This window comes from Pseudoalteromonas sp. BZB3 (genome assembly GCF_040104455.1).
Taxonomy (GTDB): domain Bacteria; phylum Pseudomonadota; class Gammaproteobacteria; order Enterobacterales; family Alteromonadaceae; genus Pseudoalteromonas.
Genome location: NZ_JBECOS010000016.1, coordinates 45,686 through 66,644 on the forward strand (window position 1 = coordinate 45,686; position 20,959 = coordinate 66,644).

General features: G+C 41.6%; 18 protein-coding genes. 8 read left to right on the forward strand and 10 right to left on the reverse strand.

Annotated elements, in window-relative coordinates:
• Positions 1 to 198: 198 nt before the first annotated feature.
• The 4 genes from ABMY35_RS17860 to ABMY35_RS17875 all read left to right on the forward strand — a co-directional run bounded on the left by ABMY35_RS17860 (position 199) and on the right by ABMY35_RS17875 (position 3,982).
• A complete protein-coding gene (locus ABMY35_RS17860; RefSeq protein WP_349287439.1) occupies positions 199 to 2,760 on the forward strand; it encodes a YdbH domain-containing protein in 2,562 nt (853 codons plus the stop codon).
• A 9-nt stretch (positions 2,761 to 2,769) separates the two neighbouring features.
• Positions 2,770 to 2,949, forward strand: a complete 180-nt coding sequence (locus ABMY35_RS17865) for a YnbE family lipoprotein (protein ID WP_058029035.1) — start codon at positions 2,770 to 2,772, stop codon at positions 2,947 to 2,949.
• 10 nt (positions 2,950 to 2,959) lie between these two features.
• Positions 2,960 to 3,280, forward strand: coding sequence for a YdbL family protein (locus tag ABMY35_RS17870; protein ID WP_349287440.1), 321 nt, complete (start codon positions 2,960 to 2,962; stop codon positions 3,278 to 3,280).
• A 156-nt stretch (positions 3,281 to 3,436) separates the two neighbouring features.
• The gene (locus tag ABMY35_RS17875) at positions 3,437 to 3,982 is read left to right on the forward strand and encodes a hypothetical protein (RefSeq protein WP_349287441.1); all 546 of its coding nucleotides are present in this window, start codon (positions 3,437 to 3,439) and stop codon (positions 3,980 to 3,982) included.
• Positions 3,983 to 4,099: 117 nt separating this feature from the next.
• On the opposite strand, the gene ABMY35_RS17880 is transcribed toward ABMY35_RS17875, so the two are convergent.
• Positions 4,100 to 5,275, reverse strand: coding sequence for a DUF3103 family protein (locus ABMY35_RS17880; RefSeq protein WP_349287442.1), 1,176 nt, complete (start codon positions 5,273 to 5,275; stop codon positions 4,100 to 4,102).
• 256 nt (positions 5,276 to 5,531) lie between these two features.
• On the opposite strand from ABMY35_RS17880, the gene ABMY35_RS17885 reads away from it, so the two are divergent.
• Positions 5,532 to 6,338 (forward strand): NPP1 family protein, encoded by an 807-nt coding sequence (locus tag ABMY35_RS17885; RefSeq protein ID WP_349287443.1) that lies wholly within the window; start codon positions 5,532 to 5,534, stop codon positions 6,336 to 6,338.
• A 48-nt stretch (positions 6,339 to 6,386) separates the two neighbouring features.
• On the opposite strand, the gene ABMY35_RS17890 is transcribed toward ABMY35_RS17885, so the two are convergent.
• The 7 genes from ABMY35_RS17890 to ABMY35_RS17920 all read right to left on the reverse strand — a co-directional run bounded on the left by ABMY35_RS17890 (position 6,387) and on the right by ABMY35_RS17920 (position 13,692).
• Positions 6,387 to 6,596, reverse strand: coding sequence for a hypothetical protein (locus ABMY35_RS17890; protein WP_349287444.1), 210 nt, complete (start codon positions 6,594 to 6,596; stop codon positions 6,387 to 6,389).
• An 82-nt stretch (positions 6,597 to 6,678) separates the two neighbouring features.
• Positions 6,679 to 7,203: a hypothetical protein gene (locus ABMY35_RS17895; RefSeq protein WP_349287445.1), complete on the reverse strand. Its 525-nt coding sequence runs from the start codon at positions 7,201 to 7,203 to the stop codon at positions 6,679 to 6,681.
• 12 nt (positions 7,204 to 7,215) lie between these two features.
• Positions 7,216 to 8,274 (reverse strand): YHYH protein, encoded by a 1,059-nt coding sequence (locus ABMY35_RS17900; RefSeq protein WP_349287446.1) that lies wholly within the window; start codon positions 8,272 to 8,274, stop codon positions 7,216 to 7,218.
• Between the two features lie 126 nt (positions 8,275 to 8,400).
• Positions 8,401 to 9,738, reverse strand: coding sequence for an FAD-dependent oxidoreductase (locus tag ABMY35_RS17905; protein WP_349287447.1), 1,338 nt, complete (start codon positions 9,736 to 9,738; stop codon positions 8,401 to 8,403).
• 93 nt (positions 9,739 to 9,831) lie between these two features.
• Positions 9,832 to 11,139 (reverse strand): hypothetical protein, encoded by a 1,308-nt coding sequence (locus ABMY35_RS17910; protein WP_349287448.1) that lies wholly within the window; start codon positions 11,137 to 11,139, stop codon positions 9,832 to 9,834.
• A 255-nt stretch (positions 11,140 to 11,394) separates the two neighbouring features.
• The gene (locus ABMY35_RS17915) at positions 11,395 to 12,357 is read right to left on the reverse strand and encodes a collagenase (protein ID WP_349287449.1); all 963 of its coding nucleotides are present in this window, start codon (positions 12,355 to 12,357) and stop codon (positions 11,395 to 11,397) included.
• A gap of 189 nt (positions 12,358 to 12,546) precedes the next feature.
• Positions 12,547 to 13,692: an alpha-hydroxy acid oxidase gene (locus ABMY35_RS17920; protein ID WP_349287450.1), complete on the reverse strand. Its 1,146-nt coding sequence runs from the start codon at positions 13,690 to 13,692 to the stop codon at positions 12,547 to 12,549.
• 617 nt (positions 13,693 to 14,309) lie between these two features.
• Here ABMY35_RS17920 and ABMY35_RS17925 point away from each other — a divergent pair.
• Positions 14,310 to 15,440 (forward strand): DcaP family trimeric outer membrane transporter, encoded by a 1,131-nt coding sequence (locus tag ABMY35_RS17925; RefSeq protein ID WP_349287451.1) that lies wholly within the window; start codon positions 14,310 to 14,312, stop codon positions 15,438 to 15,440.
• 98 nt (positions 15,441 to 15,538) lie between these two features.
• Here ABMY35_RS17925 and ABMY35_RS17930 read toward each other — a convergent pair whose 3' ends face one another.
• The gene (locus ABMY35_RS17930; protein WP_349287452.1) at positions 15,539 to 16,444 is read right to left on the reverse strand and encodes a LysR family transcriptional regulator; all 906 of its coding nucleotides are present in this window, start codon (positions 16,442 to 16,444) and stop codon (positions 15,539 to 15,541) included.
• A gap of 296 nt (positions 16,445 to 16,740) precedes the next feature.
• Here ABMY35_RS17930 and ABMY35_RS17935 point away from each other — a divergent pair, with 296 nt between their 5' ends.
• Both ABMY35_RS17935 and dld read left to right on the forward strand, forming a co-directional pair.
• Positions 16,741 to 18,348, forward strand: coding sequence for an L-lactate permease (locus tag ABMY35_RS17935; protein WP_349287453.1), 1,608 nt, complete (start codon positions 16,741 to 16,743; stop codon positions 18,346 to 18,348).
• A gap of 13 nt (positions 18,349 to 18,361) precedes the next feature.
• A complete protein-coding gene (gene dld / locus ABMY35_RS17940) occupies positions 18,362 to 20,062 on the forward strand; it encodes a D-lactate dehydrogenase (protein ID WP_349287454.1) in 1,701 nt (566 codons plus the stop codon).
• 135 nt (positions 20,063 to 20,197) lie between these two features.
• On the opposite strand, the gene ABMY35_RS17945 is transcribed toward dld, so the two are convergent.
• Complete coding sequence (locus ABMY35_RS17945; protein WP_349287455.1) at positions 20,198 to 20,899, reverse strand: hypothetical protein; 702 nt, start codon at positions 20,897 to 20,899, stop codon at positions 20,198 to 20,200.
• Positions 20,900 to 20,959: the final 60 nt, after the last annotated feature.

Sequence of the window (20,959 nt, forward strand, 5' to 3'; positions counted from 1 at the left end):
GCTAGAAAGAACTTCGGCTAATTGTTTAGTTAGATGAAAAGAGTTCACTGAGGTGGCCTTTTTTGTTGCCTAAAAATGAATGAAATAATACGAGCGAGAAATTTTTTATAACGCCTACATCTGATTACATTTTTGCTGATACAAACATCACAAAAGTAGGTAAAATAGCGGCGTATAATTCTTATTAGTCAGGGTGCTATGTTTAAAAAGGGATTGCTTTGGGTAAGTGTACTTTTATTCACAGCCCTAATTTGTCTTTATGGATTTAGAAATACTTTGGTTGCCAAAGTAGCTTCGCCCTATTTGGTTGATGCCAATTTAGAGCTCACTTGTATAGATTGGTCGCTCACCGGATTGCGCTCTATCAGGGTTGAAAGGGTATGCATTGAACATTCTGCTGCGTCTATTGAATTAATAAAAGCAGACATTAACCCGTCAAATATTGTTTTAGCAAAGTTGAATATAGCGCTAAAGCCAGCAAAAGAGACAAGCGCTGAAACACCTCAATTTAAACCTCTTAATCTTGTATTACCTGACGAGCGTCCACTGCTAAATGTCAAAAAAATTAGTCTGTCAGGCGCTCCATTAATAGAGCCTGTATCAATGAGCCTTAATGAACCAAGCCTCAATCGCTTTAAAATTAATGGTGATCTCATTGGCCAAGTTAACATATCTAAAAATAAGCTAACGCTAAACCAAGTTTCATTAGCAAGTAACGCAATACAAGCCTATAAGCCTGAGCAAGTCAAGCTCTTAGAAGGTTCGATGAATGCAGCATTTGACGGTCAACAGTTGAAATTTGATGGTGATATTGAAGTGCTGGCTGAGCACCATTTACCTGAGTGCGCGGTGTCAGCAAATTCATTCGGTAATATTAGCGGTGAAGTCGATTTGTTAAATCGAGCGGCAGTTGCTGATTTGAGCCAGCTTACCAACACGGTAAAGGCCTTAGCATGCATTGAGGTATTGCAAACACACTTGCCACAGGGTATTCAAGCTGCTGACTTAATGGCCGAGCAGGTTACTTTACAATTACCTAGCGTGTTGTCAGTACGTGATAATGTCTTATCGACAGATCAAGTCATACTTTCAAATGGTGCGCTAACCCAGATTCAATTAGATAATGTAGAGGCTGAATTGCTTACACTGGATTTTACGTCTCAGTTTAGTTTAAAGCATCAAACAGCATTAATTGGCACATTACAGCTAGATGGGCCTATTGGTATCAGTGGTGAAGCGTTTCAAAGCCAAATATCTGTTAATTTAATTCAACCTAACACGCCTGCATTTTTTATCGATAACTCACCTATAGAACAAGCGAATATCAAGTTTGATTCAAGGCTTGATGTGAAAGGTAGGTTTGGCGGTGGCATCTCATTTAAAGCAAGTAACCAGCTAGAACTTCTAAAAGTAGAATTTATCGATGTCCAAGGACAAGCATTTAAACTGCCCAAGTTAACACTTAATCTTGATGTAGAGGGTGACCTTTCAGAGCATATAAATGCGATAGCAGATGGGGAGCTATCACTTGTATCGTTCAATCATCCTTTGGTACAGGGACGAGACCTCAAAGCAAAGTGGCAATCAAGGCTCATCGATGATGCGATTCAATTTGACGCTGACTGGCAGTTAAAAGGCATTAAGCAAGCAGATAACCAAGTTCAAGGCATACAACAAAGTTTGAACTTAAAAGGCAGTATACAAGATTTTATGAATACCAGTGTGCTTGCGGTGACAACACACCTTGATGTGATTGCAACCCCAGAACTGCTCGTAGAAGATATGAATATTACTTCTCAAGTTAATTTTAGTGAAAGTATACGCTTTGAGCATGATATTGATGTGTTCGACATGAATCTATCGTTTCGCCATGAATTAACGAATAAAGCGCAGCCTTTTCAGCTTGTCATGATTGAGCAAGACCTTACCGGTTTGCAGCCAGTTTTGGAGCAAATAGCGCCTAAATTAAAAATAGAAACGGGTAGCACCAGCGTTGTGGCAAGTGGTGATTTGGTGTCACAGAATGTTGATTTTGATGTGCAATTTGGTGCATCAGCCTTGTTTGATATGCATTATATCCGTAATGCGTCAGGGCAGATTACAGGGCAGGTCAATTCAGGTGTGATTAATATTCCAAAAACTACAGTGACAATTGACGAATTTCGTTCAGGTGCTGTGCTAACAAATATTACCGCAGAACTGCAGGCTCAAGCTAATAAGACCTGGTTGAGTAGTATTACCGCAGAGGCGTTTGATGGTTTACTTACAGCGAATAAGGTTCGACTCACACAAGCGCCACAACGCATTGAAGCAAAAGCTGAAAACTTAGATTTGGCTATTTTAGCTAAAGCGGGTCGTGAAGCCGGCGTAACGCTTACTGGGCGTGTATCGGGCGAGTTGCCTATTGAAGTGCGCGATGGCAAAGTGAGTATCACTGAAGGTAAACTTTACAATTTAGGTATGGGCATGTTGAGTGTGTCAGAAAATGCATCAGTAAATGCACTCAAAGCTCAACAGCCGCAACTGAAGACGGTGATTGGTTTACTGGATAATTTAGATATAGATACGCTGCATAGTGATGTGGCATTAACAGAAGACGGTTGGTTAACATTGGGTGTGAATATTAAAGGCGAAAACAAAAGCCAAGCACAGCCTGTGAATTTTAATTACACGCATCATGAAAACATTTACACCTTATTTAAGGCGTTACGATTAAATGATGAAATTAGTCAACAAGTAGAGAAAGCTTTAACTCAATAGGGGAACACCATGAAGTGGATAGCGGCTTTATTCAGTGCCTTAGTGCTTATGGGATGTACGCACAAGGTACAAGTAGAAACCAAAGAACCAATCACCATTAATTTGAATGTAAAAGTAGATCATGAGATCCGCGTGAAAGTAGATAAAGAGCTAGATGACTTATTTAGCGATGACAGTGAGTTATTCTAAGGAGAATGTTATGAAAAAGAGTGTATTTTTATTGCCAGTTTTAGCCTTAAGTTTTGCCTTTTCAGCATTCGCATTAGATTTAACTGCGGCTAAATCTCAAGGGCTGGTAGGTGAAACTGCATCGGGTTATTTAGCTACAGTTAAAAACAGTGCAGATGCAAAAAGCCTAGTTGATTCAATCAATGCCAAGCGTAAAGCAAAGTATGAGCAGTTAGCTAAAAAACATGGCATTACCTTAGCGCAGGTCGAACAACAAGCTGGCAAAAAAGCATTGCAAAAAACAGCCAAAGGCCACTTTGTAAAAGTAAATGGCAAGTGGGTTAAGAAGTAATAGTCTGAAAGCTAAAAGCTAAAAGCACAGTGAGCAAAGACACGCCCTGTGCTTTTTTATTGCTTAAATTTTATCTATTCAAACTTTTTTCAAAAGCGCTGCGACTAACCTTTCAAACACTAATTAACAATGACATTAACAGGAAAGGTGACTGCCATGAAAATTCAAGCCCTCATAACCGTATTAAGCAGCGCAATTTTAACAGCATGTGTTGCTGCCAATGCTGCACCTGAGAAACAAGCAGACTCAGATTACCGCATCCAAGTATTTAAAGACTGTGAAAAAGTAAAAGATATGCCTATGTCAGAATCACAGATTTCTGCCTATCAGGCATTGCAAAATATCGAAGATACAATGACAAGGCTTGAAAAGCCCGTACGCGATATGGATGAAGAGCTAGAAGTGTATCAAGAGCAGTTAGAAGAGCTAGCTGATGCTGTCACTTATGAAGATGACAATGTGCTAAAAATCGATAAGCAGAAGTTACGAGAGCAAAAGCAGCTAGCACGTAAAATAGAGCAAATAGTGAGACATCATGAAGCCGATATTCGTGCAATCGAAAAAGAAGCGAGAAGAATTGAAGCGGCGTCAATGCGTTTTGAGCGAGCAATAAAACCCAGTCTCGAAGGCTTAGAACACGATCAAGTACAAATTATTAATCGCAAGACAGCAAAGCCTTATAGATGTTACCAACATGGCTAAATAGAAACGCATTTGTACAATAAGAAAAGGCCTTAAACATTAAATTAAGGCCTTTTACAGTTAGAGCAGGGAGTCTAGCTGCTAGTTTTAAAGTTTATGTTTTCAAACCATTGTTTATTAATTTCTAGGATTAATTGTCAGCGGTGTTAAGGTGATTCTTGCGTTATTGCTGGCGCCCATATGATTGCTGTAGGTTTGACCCTCAAATAGTGTGTAGAACACATCTAGGTAATCATCATCATTACTAAACCAGTGACTTGGCATGGCTTTAATTAACTGGTTAGTTAATTGCGGAATAATTGCATAGCCTTGTACATTCGGGTCTGGTATTGCGCGCATCACCTGAGTAACAATATCTAAAAATGTCGTCGCCAAGTCTTGATAGTTAGTATTGTCATCTTGCTCCATCAACAAGACATCGGCAGCCTGCCAGCGGTAGCGCTCCCAATGGATCAGAATTTGGTTTGGCGTATAGTCAGTGCCATCATGATCTAGGTATGGCATATCGACGATGTCTAAGATTGGCTCATCACGAGATGGACTTACGCCAGTCACCACCGCATAGACTTCTGCTTTACCAGAGATCCAAGGCTCTTCATCATCATTCAAGCGAATTCTATCGAGCTTTGATGTAGAGATAGATGACGCTTGCATTGTTTGCTGTGCCATAAATTCCGATGCAGGCTGATTGCGTGCTTGCTCAAAAATAGACTGCATAACAGCAAGGCCTTCTTTTTTAACTTGCTGGCCGTCTAATTCTAAGATCAGAACAGGTTGAGAGGGCATAGTATGCGCATCGAGCAGATGTACATTGCCTTGAGCGTCAAATGCTTCAATGTATATCCAATCTTTGTCATCGCCTTTTGGTGCAAACGCAATAAGGGGTTGTTGACCGTCTTGCCATTGTTCAAGCATCTTTTCAGAGGCAAGTCTAAGCTGGTACAAGTTAGAGTTTTCTTGCTCCAAGCCTTTTAGAGAGCGCGTACGAGCGTTGGCGCTTTGCATCAACTGCTGATTATTTTGGGTTAAATGCAGTTTGCTTAACTTAGCAGTGTGGTTTTTATTAAGCATGTTTAACCAATGCTTATTTTGTGATTTTAAGTCTCTTGCGACATTGCTCGCCAGTACGCGCTTTATGTCAGTGACCTGCATGGTACTATGATTAAACTGGTCAATTATGTCGAGCTCAGGATGCGGAGAGAGCGCATTTGTGGTTTTAACTAGGTCTGCTGAAAAGCTGGAAAAGCTTGCCAATAATGAGCCCATTAAGGCTGTTTTAATTAAGTGATTCATAAGATTTCCTTGAAATAATCCGTGTCTATGTTGTTCACAACACCCATCGAGGTGTAACGATAAAATAGAGTAACAACTTTACATCGTCAATTTATTTATAACATTTATTTTACATTGTGCTGTTTTAGGAATAATGGGGTAGAAAAATTCCCTAATAGAAATAGGGTTTTAGTATCGATTTCTAGATTGAGGAAATAAATTTTAAGTGTAACAAAATTGTTGTATTTTTATTTTGGGTTTTTTAAGGATAATCAATATGACAACACCAAAGACACTTCTGTTACACAGTGTAAGCCTCATTGTGACTTATGCGTTAAGTTCGACCAATCTCATGGCGAATGACTTTGCCGCTTTAGATAAAGCATTACCCGCTTCGTACGTTATCAATGGTACAGAACCTATCTTCGATTTTGATGGTGACGGTTGCTTGCCGAGCGCAGGTATAAGCCGAACCGGGCAACAAAATGCCGGGTTGAAAACATCAGGTAGTTTAGGCGGAAACTGCCGAGACACTTGGTTCCTAAATACCTCTAATACCGTACACCGTTATGCGTGCAAAGATACCCAAAATGGGGATTATTGCGCGCATTTTTATGCACTTTATTTTAAAAAAGATCAGGTGTTTTCATATTTTGGAGGAGGGCATCGTCATGATTGGGAGTACGCAGCTGTATGGACCAAAAATGGATTAGTGACGCACGGAAGTTACAGTGCGCATGGAGACTTATTTACTAAGCCTGTGTTTGAGCTACCTATGGAAAATAGCCATTTAAAAATTGTTTATCACAAGGATGGTATTTTGACTCATGCGCTTCGATTTGCCAAAAGCAACGAAACTGCTGAAACGGCATACAATCGCTTTGTAACGCCACCAATTATTAGTTGGTACGAAATGCAGGGTGACGGGATTGATAATCAGGGACTTCGAGATAGGCTGAATCAGTATGACTATGGTTCAGCAACTTTGCCTGTAAAAGACAGTCGTTTTTTATATAACTTAAACCGTTTTAAACCTGAAGGTTATCCAATATTTACAGAACAAGATGCGTTGAATTCTAAATAAAAATTCTTCAGAGTTACAAAGAGGGAAGCCACTAGCTTCCCTTACTACTTAGTAATTAGGCAAGCAGATCTTATCTATTGCAGAATAACAGTTATTCCCAGTTGGGCAACCCAAGAATGCTGCTGTATCACAACCTACAGAGTAACAGGCACCTTGTGTTGCAGTACCACCTGCAACTTGAGGGGTTTGGTTGTGCGCGATTGTTTTTGCATCTTTACTTAGCTGTTTTATAGTTTTCTTTTGTAACTTAATTTTCATCTTAGTCTCCTTGTATTAATCAAGCTTCTTTACTACGTCACTCGAGTATAAAAATGTAAATAAAGAGTTGCTTTTTAGTTTTTTACTCTCCTAATGTGTGTGAAGAATATGAATTATTGAGCGTGAATATTTGCTTTGAGTTGCTACCTTTCACTGTTGTGGTGATGGTTAACTTTTCATTTTGAGTTAAGTTATTTAACAGTGATGTATGTAAAGAAACGCCATTCTTAAAAGAGGTCAAAAACTTACCAATCACAACAATTTGCTCAATTTGATTGTTATTCACACTATGACTTCGCTGAGGGGCTAACATCACACCGCTTAAAAACGTTTTTTGGTTATTACCCTTTATATATACTGAGTCTGTAATGTATTGAATCATTGCTTTTTGCTGAGACTTAATTTCTTTAAAGGTAAGTGCTTTGTCACCGTTCTTATCAAAGTGAGTGAAAGCTGATACAGGCAAAGACAAAACTAAATACCCTCCAGATGGCTCGAAATTTAACGTGCCTTTGTTAGGTGCCATCAAATGAGCTTGGATGTTATTACTAAAAGCGCCCAGTAAAATTCCAATGAGTGCAAAGCACAATCTGAGTTTCATAGTCATATTTAGCCTCTTTTATAGTTCGCCTTTTACACAGCGCTGAAAATACGGGTAGGTATCGGTGGCGTAGTAATGATAAATACCTTCAGGGAATTCAGGTGTTACACCAAAGCGGCCATTGCATTCGTCTAAATCTCCAGATCCTGCTACATATTGCCAATCTTCGGCAAAGGTGCCCAGTGGATACACTTCAACAGGTGGGCGATTGGCACTGATATTTTCAATCAACTGATAGCTGCCTGTGATTACTTTTATTGGCGAATTAGCATTGCCAGCTTCGCTATAACCATATCGTGCGTAGATAGGAAAGCCGTCAGCCGCCCAGCCAATTAAAGTCATAGTTGTATTATTGCCACCTCTGAGCGTTATAAATCCTTCCGGCATACCATGATAATGATAGGTACCACCTGGTTGCACATGGGCGTTATTGTCGTCAGTGCCGAAGTTGAAACTGGTTTGTCCCAGGGCTTCGATATGCCAATTCCCCTCATTGCCAATTAGGCTACAGTTATTACCAGAATCATCACAGGTGCCAGCAGTATTGGCGTCAATCTTTACACCATTTAACACATAGCCAGTCGCACCGCTAGGGCCACCTAAAGTACTTGCCGATGTGCTTTCACTGGGGGTCAGTGTGTAAGCGATTGAGACGTTTTGCTCGCTGATATCATTGGGGTTATTAGCATTGGGGAATTGCCCGGTAGCATGATCCGGTAGGCCATTGGCCGTTAAGGTTCGATTACTGCCATCACATGACCACTGCGAGTTGCTGGTGGCTTGGACTGAGTCTGAATTGTTGTATTCATTGTAATAATAATCACATAGTACGCCGTCGGTAGAGCCATTTATAGACGCAGTACCATTGTCTGTGTCGTTATTGGAAGAAGTGCTGTTATCAGAGCCTGTAGAGCTATTAGAGTCACCTTGTGTAGAGTTACTACTCGTGTCGTCACTAGCTGATGAAGTGTCAGCTATGATTTCATTATTGCTGTCAGAACTACCGCAACCAAATAATGTAAAAGTAGTTGCGAATAGAAGAAGATACTTAGGTGTTATGAGATTGGTCAGTTTCATCACAATCACTCCTATAGGTAAAGTGTCGTTTCGATTATGAATTAACTGTAGGTCTCAATTGTGCAGCAAATGTGCACAAAGTGTCAGTCTTTTGCAAAGCCATAGACTGACACAAGAATTTATATGCTAACCAAGTTTATCTTTTAATTGAGCGTATTGATAATATCCCCATTGCCCAAATCGTCTGAGGCTAGGAAATGGCAAATAAGGCAGTGGTGTTCGATATAAAGGTAAGTTTGGCACTGTGACTCCCGCGATTTGTTGCGCTAGTCGGTATGCGGCCTGTGCACTAAAAGAGACGCCTGCACCGCAATACCCAAGCGTATAGCCAATATTGCCTTGCACAGTGACGTGAGGCATATCATCGAGCGCAGCCGCAATATAACCATGCCAATAATAGTCGTGACTGATATTACTGAGGGTTGGGAAGCAATCAGCGAGGCCTTTCTTTAGATTATTTAAATAGGTTAGTTTATTTTGATCTTTGGCAAAAATTGCGCCACGGCCGCCAAACAACAACCGGTTATCGGGCAATAAACGGTAATAGTATTTTAAGGTGCGCGTATCCATCGTCACTTGGTGGGTTTTTAGCCCTGAGCTTTCGAGCTGGGCTTGAGTGAGTGGCTTGGTTACCATAATGCTACTGAGGATAGGGAGATAACGATTATTAATAACAGGCGAAGTCACCTTACTGTTATAGGCGTTCCCTGAGATCACCAATTTATTGGCTTTGATATTAAAGCCATTGGCTTTAAGGGTCACATGGCTACCTGTGTCGTTAATATCACTTGCCAGTGTATGCTCATATATTTTAACGCCAGCCTCCATGGCCATTTTTTTATAACCCAGCAAAAGCTTAAGCGGGTGAATACCAAAGCCATCGGGTAAACGCATCGCCCCATAGGCTTGTTTGTTGTGCATATAGTTCGCTTCTAATTCATCAGTAGACAAAAATTCAGCATCACTCGAAAGGTGTTTTTGTAAGAATTCAGCTTGTGCTTTAAGACCTGCAAATGCCTGCTGGTTATGCGCTATTTTTAGATAGCCTTTTGGTTGCGGGTCACACTCGATCTGTTGGCTTTGAATGAGATCTTCTACTCGTTGCACCGCTTCTGTAAATTCGCCATAAATGCCTTGGCAAACATCCATGCCCCATTTACTTGCCATTTGCGGGTAACTCAAACGTCCCGAGCCTTTAAGCACAAAGCCTGCATTCCGTGCACTGGCACCAAAGCCAACTTGATTTGCTTCAAGCACAATACATTCTTGCTGATGCTCTGTTGCTAAGTAATAGGCACTAAGTAAACCGCTAAAACCGCCACCAATGATAACGACATCGCAATTTGTGTCAGACGTGATAGCAGGGAGTAGGTCAGGCAATGCTTGGGTACTGGCCCAATAGCTTGGTGCGAAGGCTTGGTTTTGGCAGTCTTGTGCACTGATAGGGTCGTAATATTTGCTCATGATTTATTGTTATTTGAAGAATAAAAGCTCTGAGCAGTGTATTACTTGAAAGGAGAGAAGTAAAAGGCCACGAATGTGGCCTTTTTTAAATGCTTAGTCTAGTGCTGCTTCTAAATCTATATATACGTAATTACTGAATTTATCTTTTGCAATGTGATTACCTTGAAGCCTTTCCTCCAATAAAGCATCAACACTTTTCTTATCAGTAGGGTTGCCAGCATAGCCTGATAAAAAGATATCAAGCTGCTCAAGAGTCGCGTTGCCTTCAGGTTCAGGGAATACAGAGCCAAATGATAAGTCTGGTACTTTACCACTGATATAGCCCCTAATATTCATATCAAATCGTGTCTCTGCTGCATCATCAACTAAGAAGCTGAAATCAATTTCAACATTTGTTAGGCGATCATCAACAGAGCTAAAGTCGTAGCTCAAGTCGCTGGCACTAGCAAAGGCTATAATATCGGCGCTAAGATCTGGTGATATGACAGGTAGCTCAGTAAGATCAAATGTGCCATCATTATTTACTCTACTACGAGCTTGACTTGCCATACGAACGCTCACTTCGCCTACAGAACTTCGCTCGTTAAAGTATTGTCTGTAAAAGTTATGCTCTGTTAGTGTTGGGAAAATAAACGTAGGAGTGAGTTGGTCAACAGTTCTAAATTGGTAGAATCTAAAACTCTCAATTGTTTCAAAATATCCAGACGTTGTTATAGTTTCAGTACCAGCACTGACTTGGTGGTCAACTGCAATGCCTTGATGGGTAAAGTCAGCATCAGTGAGCTTGATTGTTTTTGTATTAGTTGGAACAGCGGTTATTGTTGCTTTTGCTTCATTTAGGTCATTTGCAACAACAGAAAAGTAGATGTTTTCATCTCCACATACACTAACCGTGTCAGTAACAGGAAAATAGTAGCCACCATAAAGAGAGTAGCCAGATTGTGTATATGAAAGCTCACTGGTGTCTAAAGTGTAGTCTTCACAGCTGCAATCAGATTTATATCGGGTGAAATAGAACGCTCCTAAATCACTTCTGTTTTCGATATCTAAAACGGTGCGAATTTTCTTATACTCACCATCATCCAACTCAACTACATCACCTAATACAGAAACGTGTTTTGTGTCTTTTGGTACTTCACCTGAAAACACACCTTCAGCATTGGTTTTGGCTGTGCCTACAGGCTTACCCGCTTCGTTATGAAAAACGATGTCGGTTGCATATGGCGTTTCTGTTTGGCAAGAGTATGTGTAGGCCTCTAATGATATTTTTTGAAGTGGTTCAGTAACACCACCACTACCTGTGCCTTGAGATGGTTTATCATCACCAGATGAACCGCCACCACACGCCGTTAAAGTAAGTGTTAATGCTGCTGCAAGAGGAGTGAGTAGATATTTTTTCATTATTTGTCTTTTATTTTTTTTTATTGAATAAATTATCTCACTTTCGAATGTTTTGTGAAAGAATGTAGATAATTTGGAATGTGATGAAATGTAAACAAAGAATGAAAAGGCAAGGTGTTGTGGAGGCTGATGTGGATTAGAAAAATAAGGTGCAGAGTATAGACCTAGGCATACTGCACCTTATTGGATCGACACTTAAAAGTGTTACTTGGATCAAAAGATGTTAACCAAGCTTAAGCAGGTAACTGCGTTTGCTTATTTGGTTGCGACCGTATCTAACCAAGCATGAAAGTCAGCGTCCATGCTGGTACCCCAATTTTTTACGATTTTTTGATAGCGCGGGTAATCGCCGCGACGCACATGAAATAGCATCTCTTCAACTTTATCGCGTTGTTTTTCCATCATGTAACGCACAGCTAAATAACCCCAGCGATAGATGCGGTTGGTATTCCAGTTTGCGCTGTTGTTATAAAACAATTCGCTCAGTTGATAGGTCTTTTCGCCGGCCAATGCTAGTGCTCGCGGGTTATTGTTCATGTGTGCAACATATTCACCTAGCCCTTCGCCCCACCAAATCAAATAAGGTGGCTCAGCAGCGGGTTCTGGACAGTATTCCGGACCATAATGGTTATCATGAGGCGGCGCGCAGTAATCACCATAAGTATTAAAACGACCATCTAAATAGTGCACGAACTCATGGTTTAAGTTCCATACGGTGCCTTTTTTCAAGTACGCCACGTACTCGGCGCTGTTGTCTGTTAAATGCGGTAATCCTTCGAGGTACATGCCGCCATTGTTAGAGGGGACGTCAAAATGATCGGTGACATACTTTACGTAGTCTTCACGGCTGGCGTAAATATTGGCGCGTAACACATCATTGTTGTCATGAAGCAGCGGCTTACCACGCGTATTGAATAGAGTGTGAAAACGCTGTTCTGTTTCTAGCAGTAATTTACAAGAATCTTCGATATTTTGCTGCGACATGGCTTGGAAGCGTAAAACCAAATTGTCGGCGCAGTAATGCTGATTTGCAAGCACTTGGTTGATTTTCGCTTCATTGCGTTTCCAAGCTGGAACATACACTTCACCTTCTTTAACGACATTGCCATATGCCAGCTTTATTTTACTGTAATCTACGACAGCGGCTGGTTGCTCAGTGGTTTGACAGCCTGCAAGCACGGCAAGCGATAGGACCGCGGTTATTATTTTTGCTTTCATTGCTTCAAGTATCCAAATGCTTAATGTGATTTTTGTATACATTATACTTATTTTGATTCTGAATACAGCAAAGAAAGTCGATTATTTCGTTTTTTGTATTAATTCAGATATTTAGAAACTCAAGCAAACCTAAAAGGTTGGCTTGAGTTTCATAATGCAAGTATGACAACGTGTTATGAATTTTTGAAACTACCTAAATCTTAAATTTTTGCGGGAAAGCTCAGAAATAGACTTACACCCCATTAGGCGCATATCTCGAATGAGCTCTTCTTGCATAAGTCCGAGTGCGCGTTCAACACCTGGTTGGCCAGCTGCGGCAAGCGGGTATAAATACATACGACCAATGCCCACGGCTTTTGCGCCAAGTGAAAGCGCTTTTAAAACATGGGTACCGCGTTGAATACCGCTGTCGAAAAGTACATCAATTTTATCTCCGACGGCATCGACTATTTCAGCTAACTGATCGAATGAACTGCGAGCGCCATCTAGTTGACGACCGCCATGGTTGGAGATCACAATCCCTGTACAGCCAATATCAACAGCGCGTTTGGCATCTTCAACAGTCATAATGCCTTTCAGGCAAAACTGGCCATCCCAAAACTTCACCATTTCAGCTACGTCGTCCCAGTTCATGGTTGGGTCGAGCATATTTGTGAAGTAGTCACCAATCGAGCTGGTGCTGCTCCCCATTTTTATGTGGGCATCAAGTTGCGGCAGGCTGAATTTTTCGTGGAATACGTAGTTCAACCCCCACATCGGTTGAATGGCGAACTGGATCAGGCCCGCGAGTGTTAAACGAAACGGAATTGAAAACCCTGTGCGCAAATCGCGTTCACGGTTGCCCCCTGTGATTGAATCAACAGTTAGCATCATCACTTCGACACTTGCCGCTTTGGCACGCTCCATCATGGCGCGGTTTAGCCCTCGATCTTCATGAAAATAGAATTGATAAACCTGTGGGGTCGAAATTTGCTGGGCAATCTCTTCTAAACTGACGGTACCAAGAGAAGACACACCAAACATGGTGCCGTATTTTTCAGCGGCCCCCACAGTTGCGCGCTCACCTTGATGATGAAACAGTCTTTGTAATGCGGTGGGTGAGCAATACACTGGCATCTCGAGCTTTTGGCCCATGACAGTAACAGATAAATCAATATCTTCGACTCCAGTCAGTACGCTCGGTAGTAAATCACACTCTTCAAACGCCTCTGTATTGCGACGATAAGTGCTCTCATCGTCAGCGCCACCATCGATGTAGTTAAAGATTGGGCCGGGCAAGCGTTGCTTTGCCAGTTTTCTAAAGTCTTGAAAGTTGTAGCATTGATTAAGGCGCATAACGGTGTCCTAAGTGTTATCAGAAGTATGAGCACTGCTGTGTTTTGCGAAGTGTATGGCTGAAAACCACAAAGCGTTAATAGCAATAATAGAAAAGCATCTTTGCCAAATTGGCAATCTATCCATGTTAAATGGTTTAACAAACAGCTGAACAGAGCGCGCGACGCTTGCTTAATCTTCGATAAAGACTCGGTTTAATGTTAATGATTTGCTATACCAACTCATCAGGAGATTTCTCTATTTTGTTCTTTTTGGAAAAAGTCTTTAGCTTTATGTCCATTTATCGAAAGGTTAGCTGCCCGTAAATTTTCTCCCGACAACAAACATATACCCAAACTTCCTCAAGATGCATGATTCAGAGCGCCGCCTTCTGTTCTAGCTCAAGGAAAAGAACGCAGCGTAATGACGAGTCCTTTCCAAGTTCTTTGACGATGAAATAGGACAGAAAGCACGCTCCCTTGGGCGAGTTTGATTGGCTTTCATACAGCGTTATCAATTTTCGATTTAGAACCACTAGATCTTCAAATCGATGCCTTGCCTGACAGCCAATCAATTCTCGCTGAACCTCGTATCTTGAGGTGGTTTGGGTATAACAATAAACCTAAACTGAGGAGTGCGTGGTAAAACATTTATCAAGTAAAGTCGTTTTAGGGTTAGGTGCATGTGCACTGAGCCTAACATCACAAGCGCAAGCTGTAGAAATACTGAACGTTAAACAGGGTGAAAAACAAACTAAGGTGTCAATTGGCGGTTACGGTAAGGTCGATATTCGTCATGTCTCTGGTGATGTGGCTTATCAAGATTATTGGTTAGCAAACTTTCCTGGAGGTGCTGCACAAGATACCTCGCATACGGCATTTAATGTTAAAGAGTCTCGAGTGAATTTAACTGTGCAGCATGGCGACATTAGAGGCTTTGTTGAGATGGATTTTTATGGTGGCGGTGGTAACGAAGTAGTAAGTAATTCATCAAACCCACGCTTAAGGCATTTATATATTCAGTATAAAAACTGGATGGCAGGTCAAAACTGGACCACCTTTATGCCATTGCATGCACTGCCAGAATCACTTGATTTCGGTGGCCCACATGCCGGTGAGGTTTTTATTCGTCAAACTCAACTGAGATACACCCATGGAGCTTGGCAGTTTGCCATTGAAAACCCAGAGACCAATGGTGACGGAGATGTCGGCAGTAGTGTCAGTGGTGTGGGCGTGACGGGTGCTCAGGCAGATAAAGATGAATCGCTACCAGATTTTATTGCCCGTTATAACCATAAAGCGGATTGGGGCATGGTATCTGTGGCTGGCCTGTTACGCCAAGTTGATCAAGGCGGTTTAGATAAAACGGCGACTGCATTTAACATCGCAGCAAGAATTAACACTGTTGGCAAAGATGATTTACGTTTTCAGGTAACCAGCGGAGATGCTGGGCGCTATGTTGCAGCGGGCATTACTCCAGATATAGTCACCGCAGAGGGTAAGCAAACAGCCGAAGTTGAAAGTACGGTGGCCTATGCGATTGCATATAGACACTTCTGGACACCAAAATTGCGTTCATCGGTGTTTTATGGCAGTGCCTCAACAGATGTGCTTGAGCGTAAGCGCAGTCATTTTGGTGCGAACTTGATTACCAGCTACAACGAATATTTAGATTTAGGAGTTGAGGTAGGTAATTTTAGTGTTGACGACGAACGCATGCAGAGCATTGATTCAAATTACTTACAATTCAGTGCCAAGCTAAAATTTTAACTAAAGGTTTTAATCAAAAGTTCTAAGCGTAATTTATAAGCGCGCTTTTTAAGCAAAAAGTTCTATAAGTTAGTTTAAAGTAAAAAGAGTATCTTCATTTAATAAAGATACTCTTTTTTTGCTAAATACGCGTCACGAAGATGCTCTACGAGTAGATTAAGCTTTTTATCTGGCTGTCGCGATTTTGGATAAACCGCATAGACCCCAAGCTTCTTTGCTGTGTAATCAGCTAGCAAAGATACTAATCTACCTGACATCAAATCATCATGAACCAGTGCGCGAGGCAAATAAGCAATACCAAAATTGGTTGCGGCAGCATCGCGAATGGCCGCAAGGCTATTGGTATAAAAGCGACCTTGTACTTGCACGTTAGCTTCTACACCATCTTGTTGGAAGAGCCAGTTGTCAGGGCCAACGCCTTCATATTTGTAAATCAAACACTCATGATCCAGTAGGTCATTGGGTTTATGAGGAATACCATGCTGATTTAAGTAACTTGGGCTGGCACATACAATCCATTGCGAATCTATCAGTCTTCTTGCCACCAAAGAAGAGTCTTCAAGAAAAGCAGTTCTTATGGCTAAATCAAAGCCTTCATCAAGAATATTGACCAATCGATTGCTGACATGAAGTTCAACCTCAACATCAGGGTAGAGTTGGCAAAATTCAGCAATGGCTTTACTCAGTAATAGATTGGCAGAGACAGAGGGCACGGTCACGCGTATTTTACCGCGCACGGCATCACCATAGCCTGTCACTGTGTCTTGTGCATCTTGCAGTGCTTGTTTAGCCAAACGCTCTTTACCGTAGAGGGCTTGTCCTGCATCAGTTAAGCTGAGTTTGCGCGTTGTACGATACAATAATTGTACATTTAAGGCTTTTTCTAAACGGCTGATCCGTTTGCTTACCACAGAATTGGTCATCTCAAGTTTTTCAGCGAGTTTTGAAAACGAGCCTTCATCAACGACTTGAACAAACAAGAAAATATCATCTGATTTAACCATAAATACACCTAACAGCCTCTTTCAACAATATTGATTATGTCAAAAAAGGAAAAAAACATTCTCTTTAATGAATATATATTAACAGTTAACAGAGTTGTACATTTCTATAAATTTTGTTTACTCGATGGTTATGTATCAATAATTAAATAAATCACAAATAAGCACGTTGTGGGTAAGTAAAACAATAAAAACTGGACAACAAGAGAAAGTAATATGAACGAATTAACACTAGGTGCATTGGCTTTATTGCCAATAGCATTAGCAGCTCTGCTGCTGGTGGGCCTGCGAAAAAAGCCATGCCTGTGGTGCTGGCAACGACTGCCGCACTGGCGCTCTTTGTATGGGATATGTCAACTAATCGCGTGTTTGCGTCAATTCTACAAGGTTTGGGGATCACCTTCTCTATCTTGTGGATAGTTTTTGGCGCAATTTTTTTATTGAATATGCTAAAGCATACCGGGGCCATTGGCGTTATCCGTGAAGGCTTTATGCACGTCTCATCCGATAGACGTGTTCAAGCCATTGTGATTGCATGGTGCTTCGGCACGTTTATAGAAGGCGCCTCTGGCTTTGGTACGCCAGCGGCAATTGCAGCGCCATTATTGGTTGCAATCGGCTTTCCAGCTTTAGCAGCGGTGTTAATGGGTATGATGATCCAAAGTACGCCAGTCTCTTTTGGTGCTGTGGGCACACCTATTATCATTGGTGTAAATAAAGGGTTAGATACCATAGCAATTTCTGAACAGCTTGCGACTCAAGGCTGGACGTGGGAGCAATATCTGCAGCTCATTACCACCAATGTTTCAATTATTCATGCCATTGTAGGCACAGCCATGCCGTTGTTTATGGTGATGATGCTGACACGCTTTTTTGGACAAAAGAAAAGCTGGAAAGAAGGTCTAGAGGTGTTACCGTTTGCAATTTTTGCAGGTTTAGCGTTTACCGTACCCTACGCATTAACGGGTATTTTTCTCGGTCCTGAATTTCCATCGCTCCTTGGCGGTTTAGTGAGTATTGCCATTGTTGTTACCGCCGCGAAAAAAGGGCTTTTAGTGCCTAAAACACAATGGGATTTTGCGAATAAAGAGACTTGGCCTAAACAGTGGTTAGGCAACCTAGAGATTAAAGCTGAAAACATCAACGGTAGTCGTTCAATGTCTATTGTCGTGGCTTGGGTGCCTTACTTAATCGTTGCGGCTCTATTAGTTTGTTCTCGTGTATTTACAGAATTTAAAGGGCTTTTAACTGGTTTGAGTATCAGCTTCAGTAATATTCTCGGTGAAACTGGGGTAAGCGCTTCTTTTGCCCCTTTATATTTGCCAGGTGGATTAATGGTGATTGCTGCTTTGGTTGCGCTCATTTTACAAGGTCAGTCGGGTCAAAAAGGTCAAATCGTGCGAAATGCATTTGGTGAATCGACTAAAACCGTGATCAGTGCTGGCTTTGTTTTAATGTTTACTGTGCCAATGGTTCGTCTATTTATTAATTCAGGTGTGAACCTATCCGATTTACCTAGTATGCCAATGGCCAGTGCCCAGATGTTTGCCACGTGGTTTGGTGAGGCTTTTCCCCTTGTAAGTCCAACCATTGGTGCGCTAGGTGCATTTATTGCGGGCTCCAATACCGTATCAAATATGATGTTTAGCCAATTTCAGTTTGAAGCGGCAATGAGTTTAGGGCTATCGCCTGCATTAATCATCGCAGCACAAGCTGTGGGTGCAGCAGGTAACATGATTGCGATTCATAATGTGGTCGCGGCAAGTGCAACAGTTGGCTTATTAGGTCAAGAAGGGGCCACACTCAGACGCACAATCGTGCCAACCTTATATTATGTTTTGGCGTCAGGCGCTTTAGTGATGACTGCCTTATATGTTTTGAATATTGCAGGACCGTTAAGTCATTAAAATGGAGAAGAATATGAACAATCAGCAGCTACTGGCCGCCTTAAGCAAAGTCTTAGGCAATGAGAATGTGCAAACTCAAGCCAATAAAACCGAGCACTATAGAACGGGCTGGCGCTCGGGGGGCGGTAGTGCGCTGGCTGTTCTATTTCCGCAAAACTTATTGGCATTTTGGCATGCGCTAGAACTCTGTGTCGAAGCTGACTGCATAATGATAATGCAAGCGGCGAATACCGGTTTAACCGAAGGGTCAACGCCTTCGAGTGACGGCTATGACAGAGACATCGTGATCTTTAACACTTTGGCGATGGATGACTTAGTGGTGCTAGAGCAGGGTAAACAAGTGTTGAGCTTTCCGGGTACTACGTTACATAAGTTAGAAAAAACCTTGAAGCCTTTGGCAAGAGCGCCGCACTCGGTGATTGGCTCTTCTTGTTTAGGGGCATCGATTATTGGTGGGGTGGCAAACAACTCAGGTGGCGCATTGGTAAAGCGTGGACCTGCTTACACTGAGTTGTCACTCTTTGCCCGCGTAGATGAAAAAGGCCAATTGCATTTAGTGAATCACTTAGGCATTGAATTGGGTGAAACCCCTGAAGAGATCTTAAAGAACCTGATGTCGGGTAACTTCGCTCACAACAACCTGGTTACCGATAAATCAGCCAGTGCGACCGATTATGAAGGCTTATTACGCGATGTAGACGCTGATACGCCGAGCCGATTTAATGCCGATACCTCAAAACTTTATGAGGCCAGTGGTTGTGCAGGAAAAATAGCTGTATTTGCAGTGCGCCTAGATACCTTTGAAGTACCGAATCAAGAACAGACATTCTATATTGGTACTAATGACCCTAAAACTTTAAGCGATTTACGACGTCACATATTATCTGAATTTCAAAATTTGCCAGAGGTGGGGGAGTACTTGCACCGCGAAATCTTCGATATCGCAGAAAAATATGGCAAAGATACTTTCTTAAGTATTCAGCACTTAGGCACAGATAGATTACCTAAGTTGTTTGCCTTAAAAGGGCGGTTAGATGCGACTTTTAAAAAGTGGCGCTTTATGCCAAACAATTTCACCGACAAGGTGATGCAGTTGGCAAGCTACTTATTCCCTCAGCATTTACCTAAGCGCATGATTGAATTTAGAGACAAATATGAGCATCACTTAATCTTAAAAATGAGTGATGCTGGTATTGCCGAAGCCAAACAATTTCTAAAGTTATACTTTACTCAAAATCCTCAAGCGGGCGGGTATTTTGAATGTACGCCTGATGAAGCCAGTAAAGCATATTTACAACGTTTTGCAGCGGCAGGTGCTGCTATTCGTTATCAAGCATTGCATGAAGGTAAAGTTGGAGACATTTTAGCGCTCGATATTGCCCTACGTAGAAATGACTTTGACTGGGTTGAGCAGTTGCCAAAAGATATTGCCTGTCAGGTCGATAAGCGCCTTTATTATGGGCATTTTTTCTGCCATGTATTTCACCAAGACTATGTACTGAAAAAGGGTGCTGATGCAAAGAAAGTGAAAGCGCAAATGTTGGCACTACTTGATTCTCGTGGCGCTAAGTACCCTGCTGAGCACAATGTCGGTCATCTTTATGAAGCCAAAGAAGATGTAAAAGCATTTTATCGAACGCTCGACCCGACCAATCGCTTTAACCCTGGGGTGGGTAAGATGGAAAAGCATAAACGTAATTGCTCATGTTGCTGATCTATTGAAGCGTATTTGTTGGCACACGAATTTATACCAATCCTCTAAATTAATATTAATGAGGATTGGTACCGCGGCAGCCTAGCCTATCGCACTAGGCTGCTTTTTTATTATTTAGCCTAAACTTTGGTTTTATCATTCAAGACGTTGATAGTTTGTGTAGCTATCCTTTGAGGTTTCATTGAGCTCCATAAAGCCGGCGAAGGTGCCACGCATCGTCATTTCTGCACTTATCGGCAGAACTTGTTCTGACACTTCGGTGAAGGTTAACACCATCTTAAATTGCTCTATGTTTGTCATTGCCATAGGGCTGAACTCTGCTAAATTCGTTATGGTGATTTGCTTAAGTAAGTGATTTTTTGGCGAGACGACTAATGTGCCTTTTAGCTTACCAATGGCGTCATCACCGAGTTTTGGAATGTTGACATCAAAACTTGCCGTGAGTGCCTCGTTTGCTGAATCGAGTAATTGTAATGAATCTAAAGTAATGAGCTGCTCAAGTTTAACACTAAAGGTTTTCTTGTCTTTATTTCGTTGTTTTATAAAAGCGCGTTTTTGTTTGTCGGTCGCAGGCTTTTTATCTTTGGTGAGCAGTTGCCACTTTTGACCTTCGGGAAGTGCACCATTAAATGCAGCTGTATAGTCTGTGATTTCTCCTTCTTCGTTCTCAAAGCTGTGTAGCTCAAACGCCCAATTTGTTTTGTCGATGTCTTTAATTCTCTGGATTGCATTCTGAATGACAGACTTTAAGTGTGACGCTTCAAATTGTGCTGCATTGGTTTGATTGCTTAAAAATAACAACCAAATAAGTAGTAAAAGTTGAAAGATAGTTCGCATGGCTTTGCTCCTTAATTTTACTTGATGGTCGCAAGTCAGGTGTGAAAACAATGTGAAAGC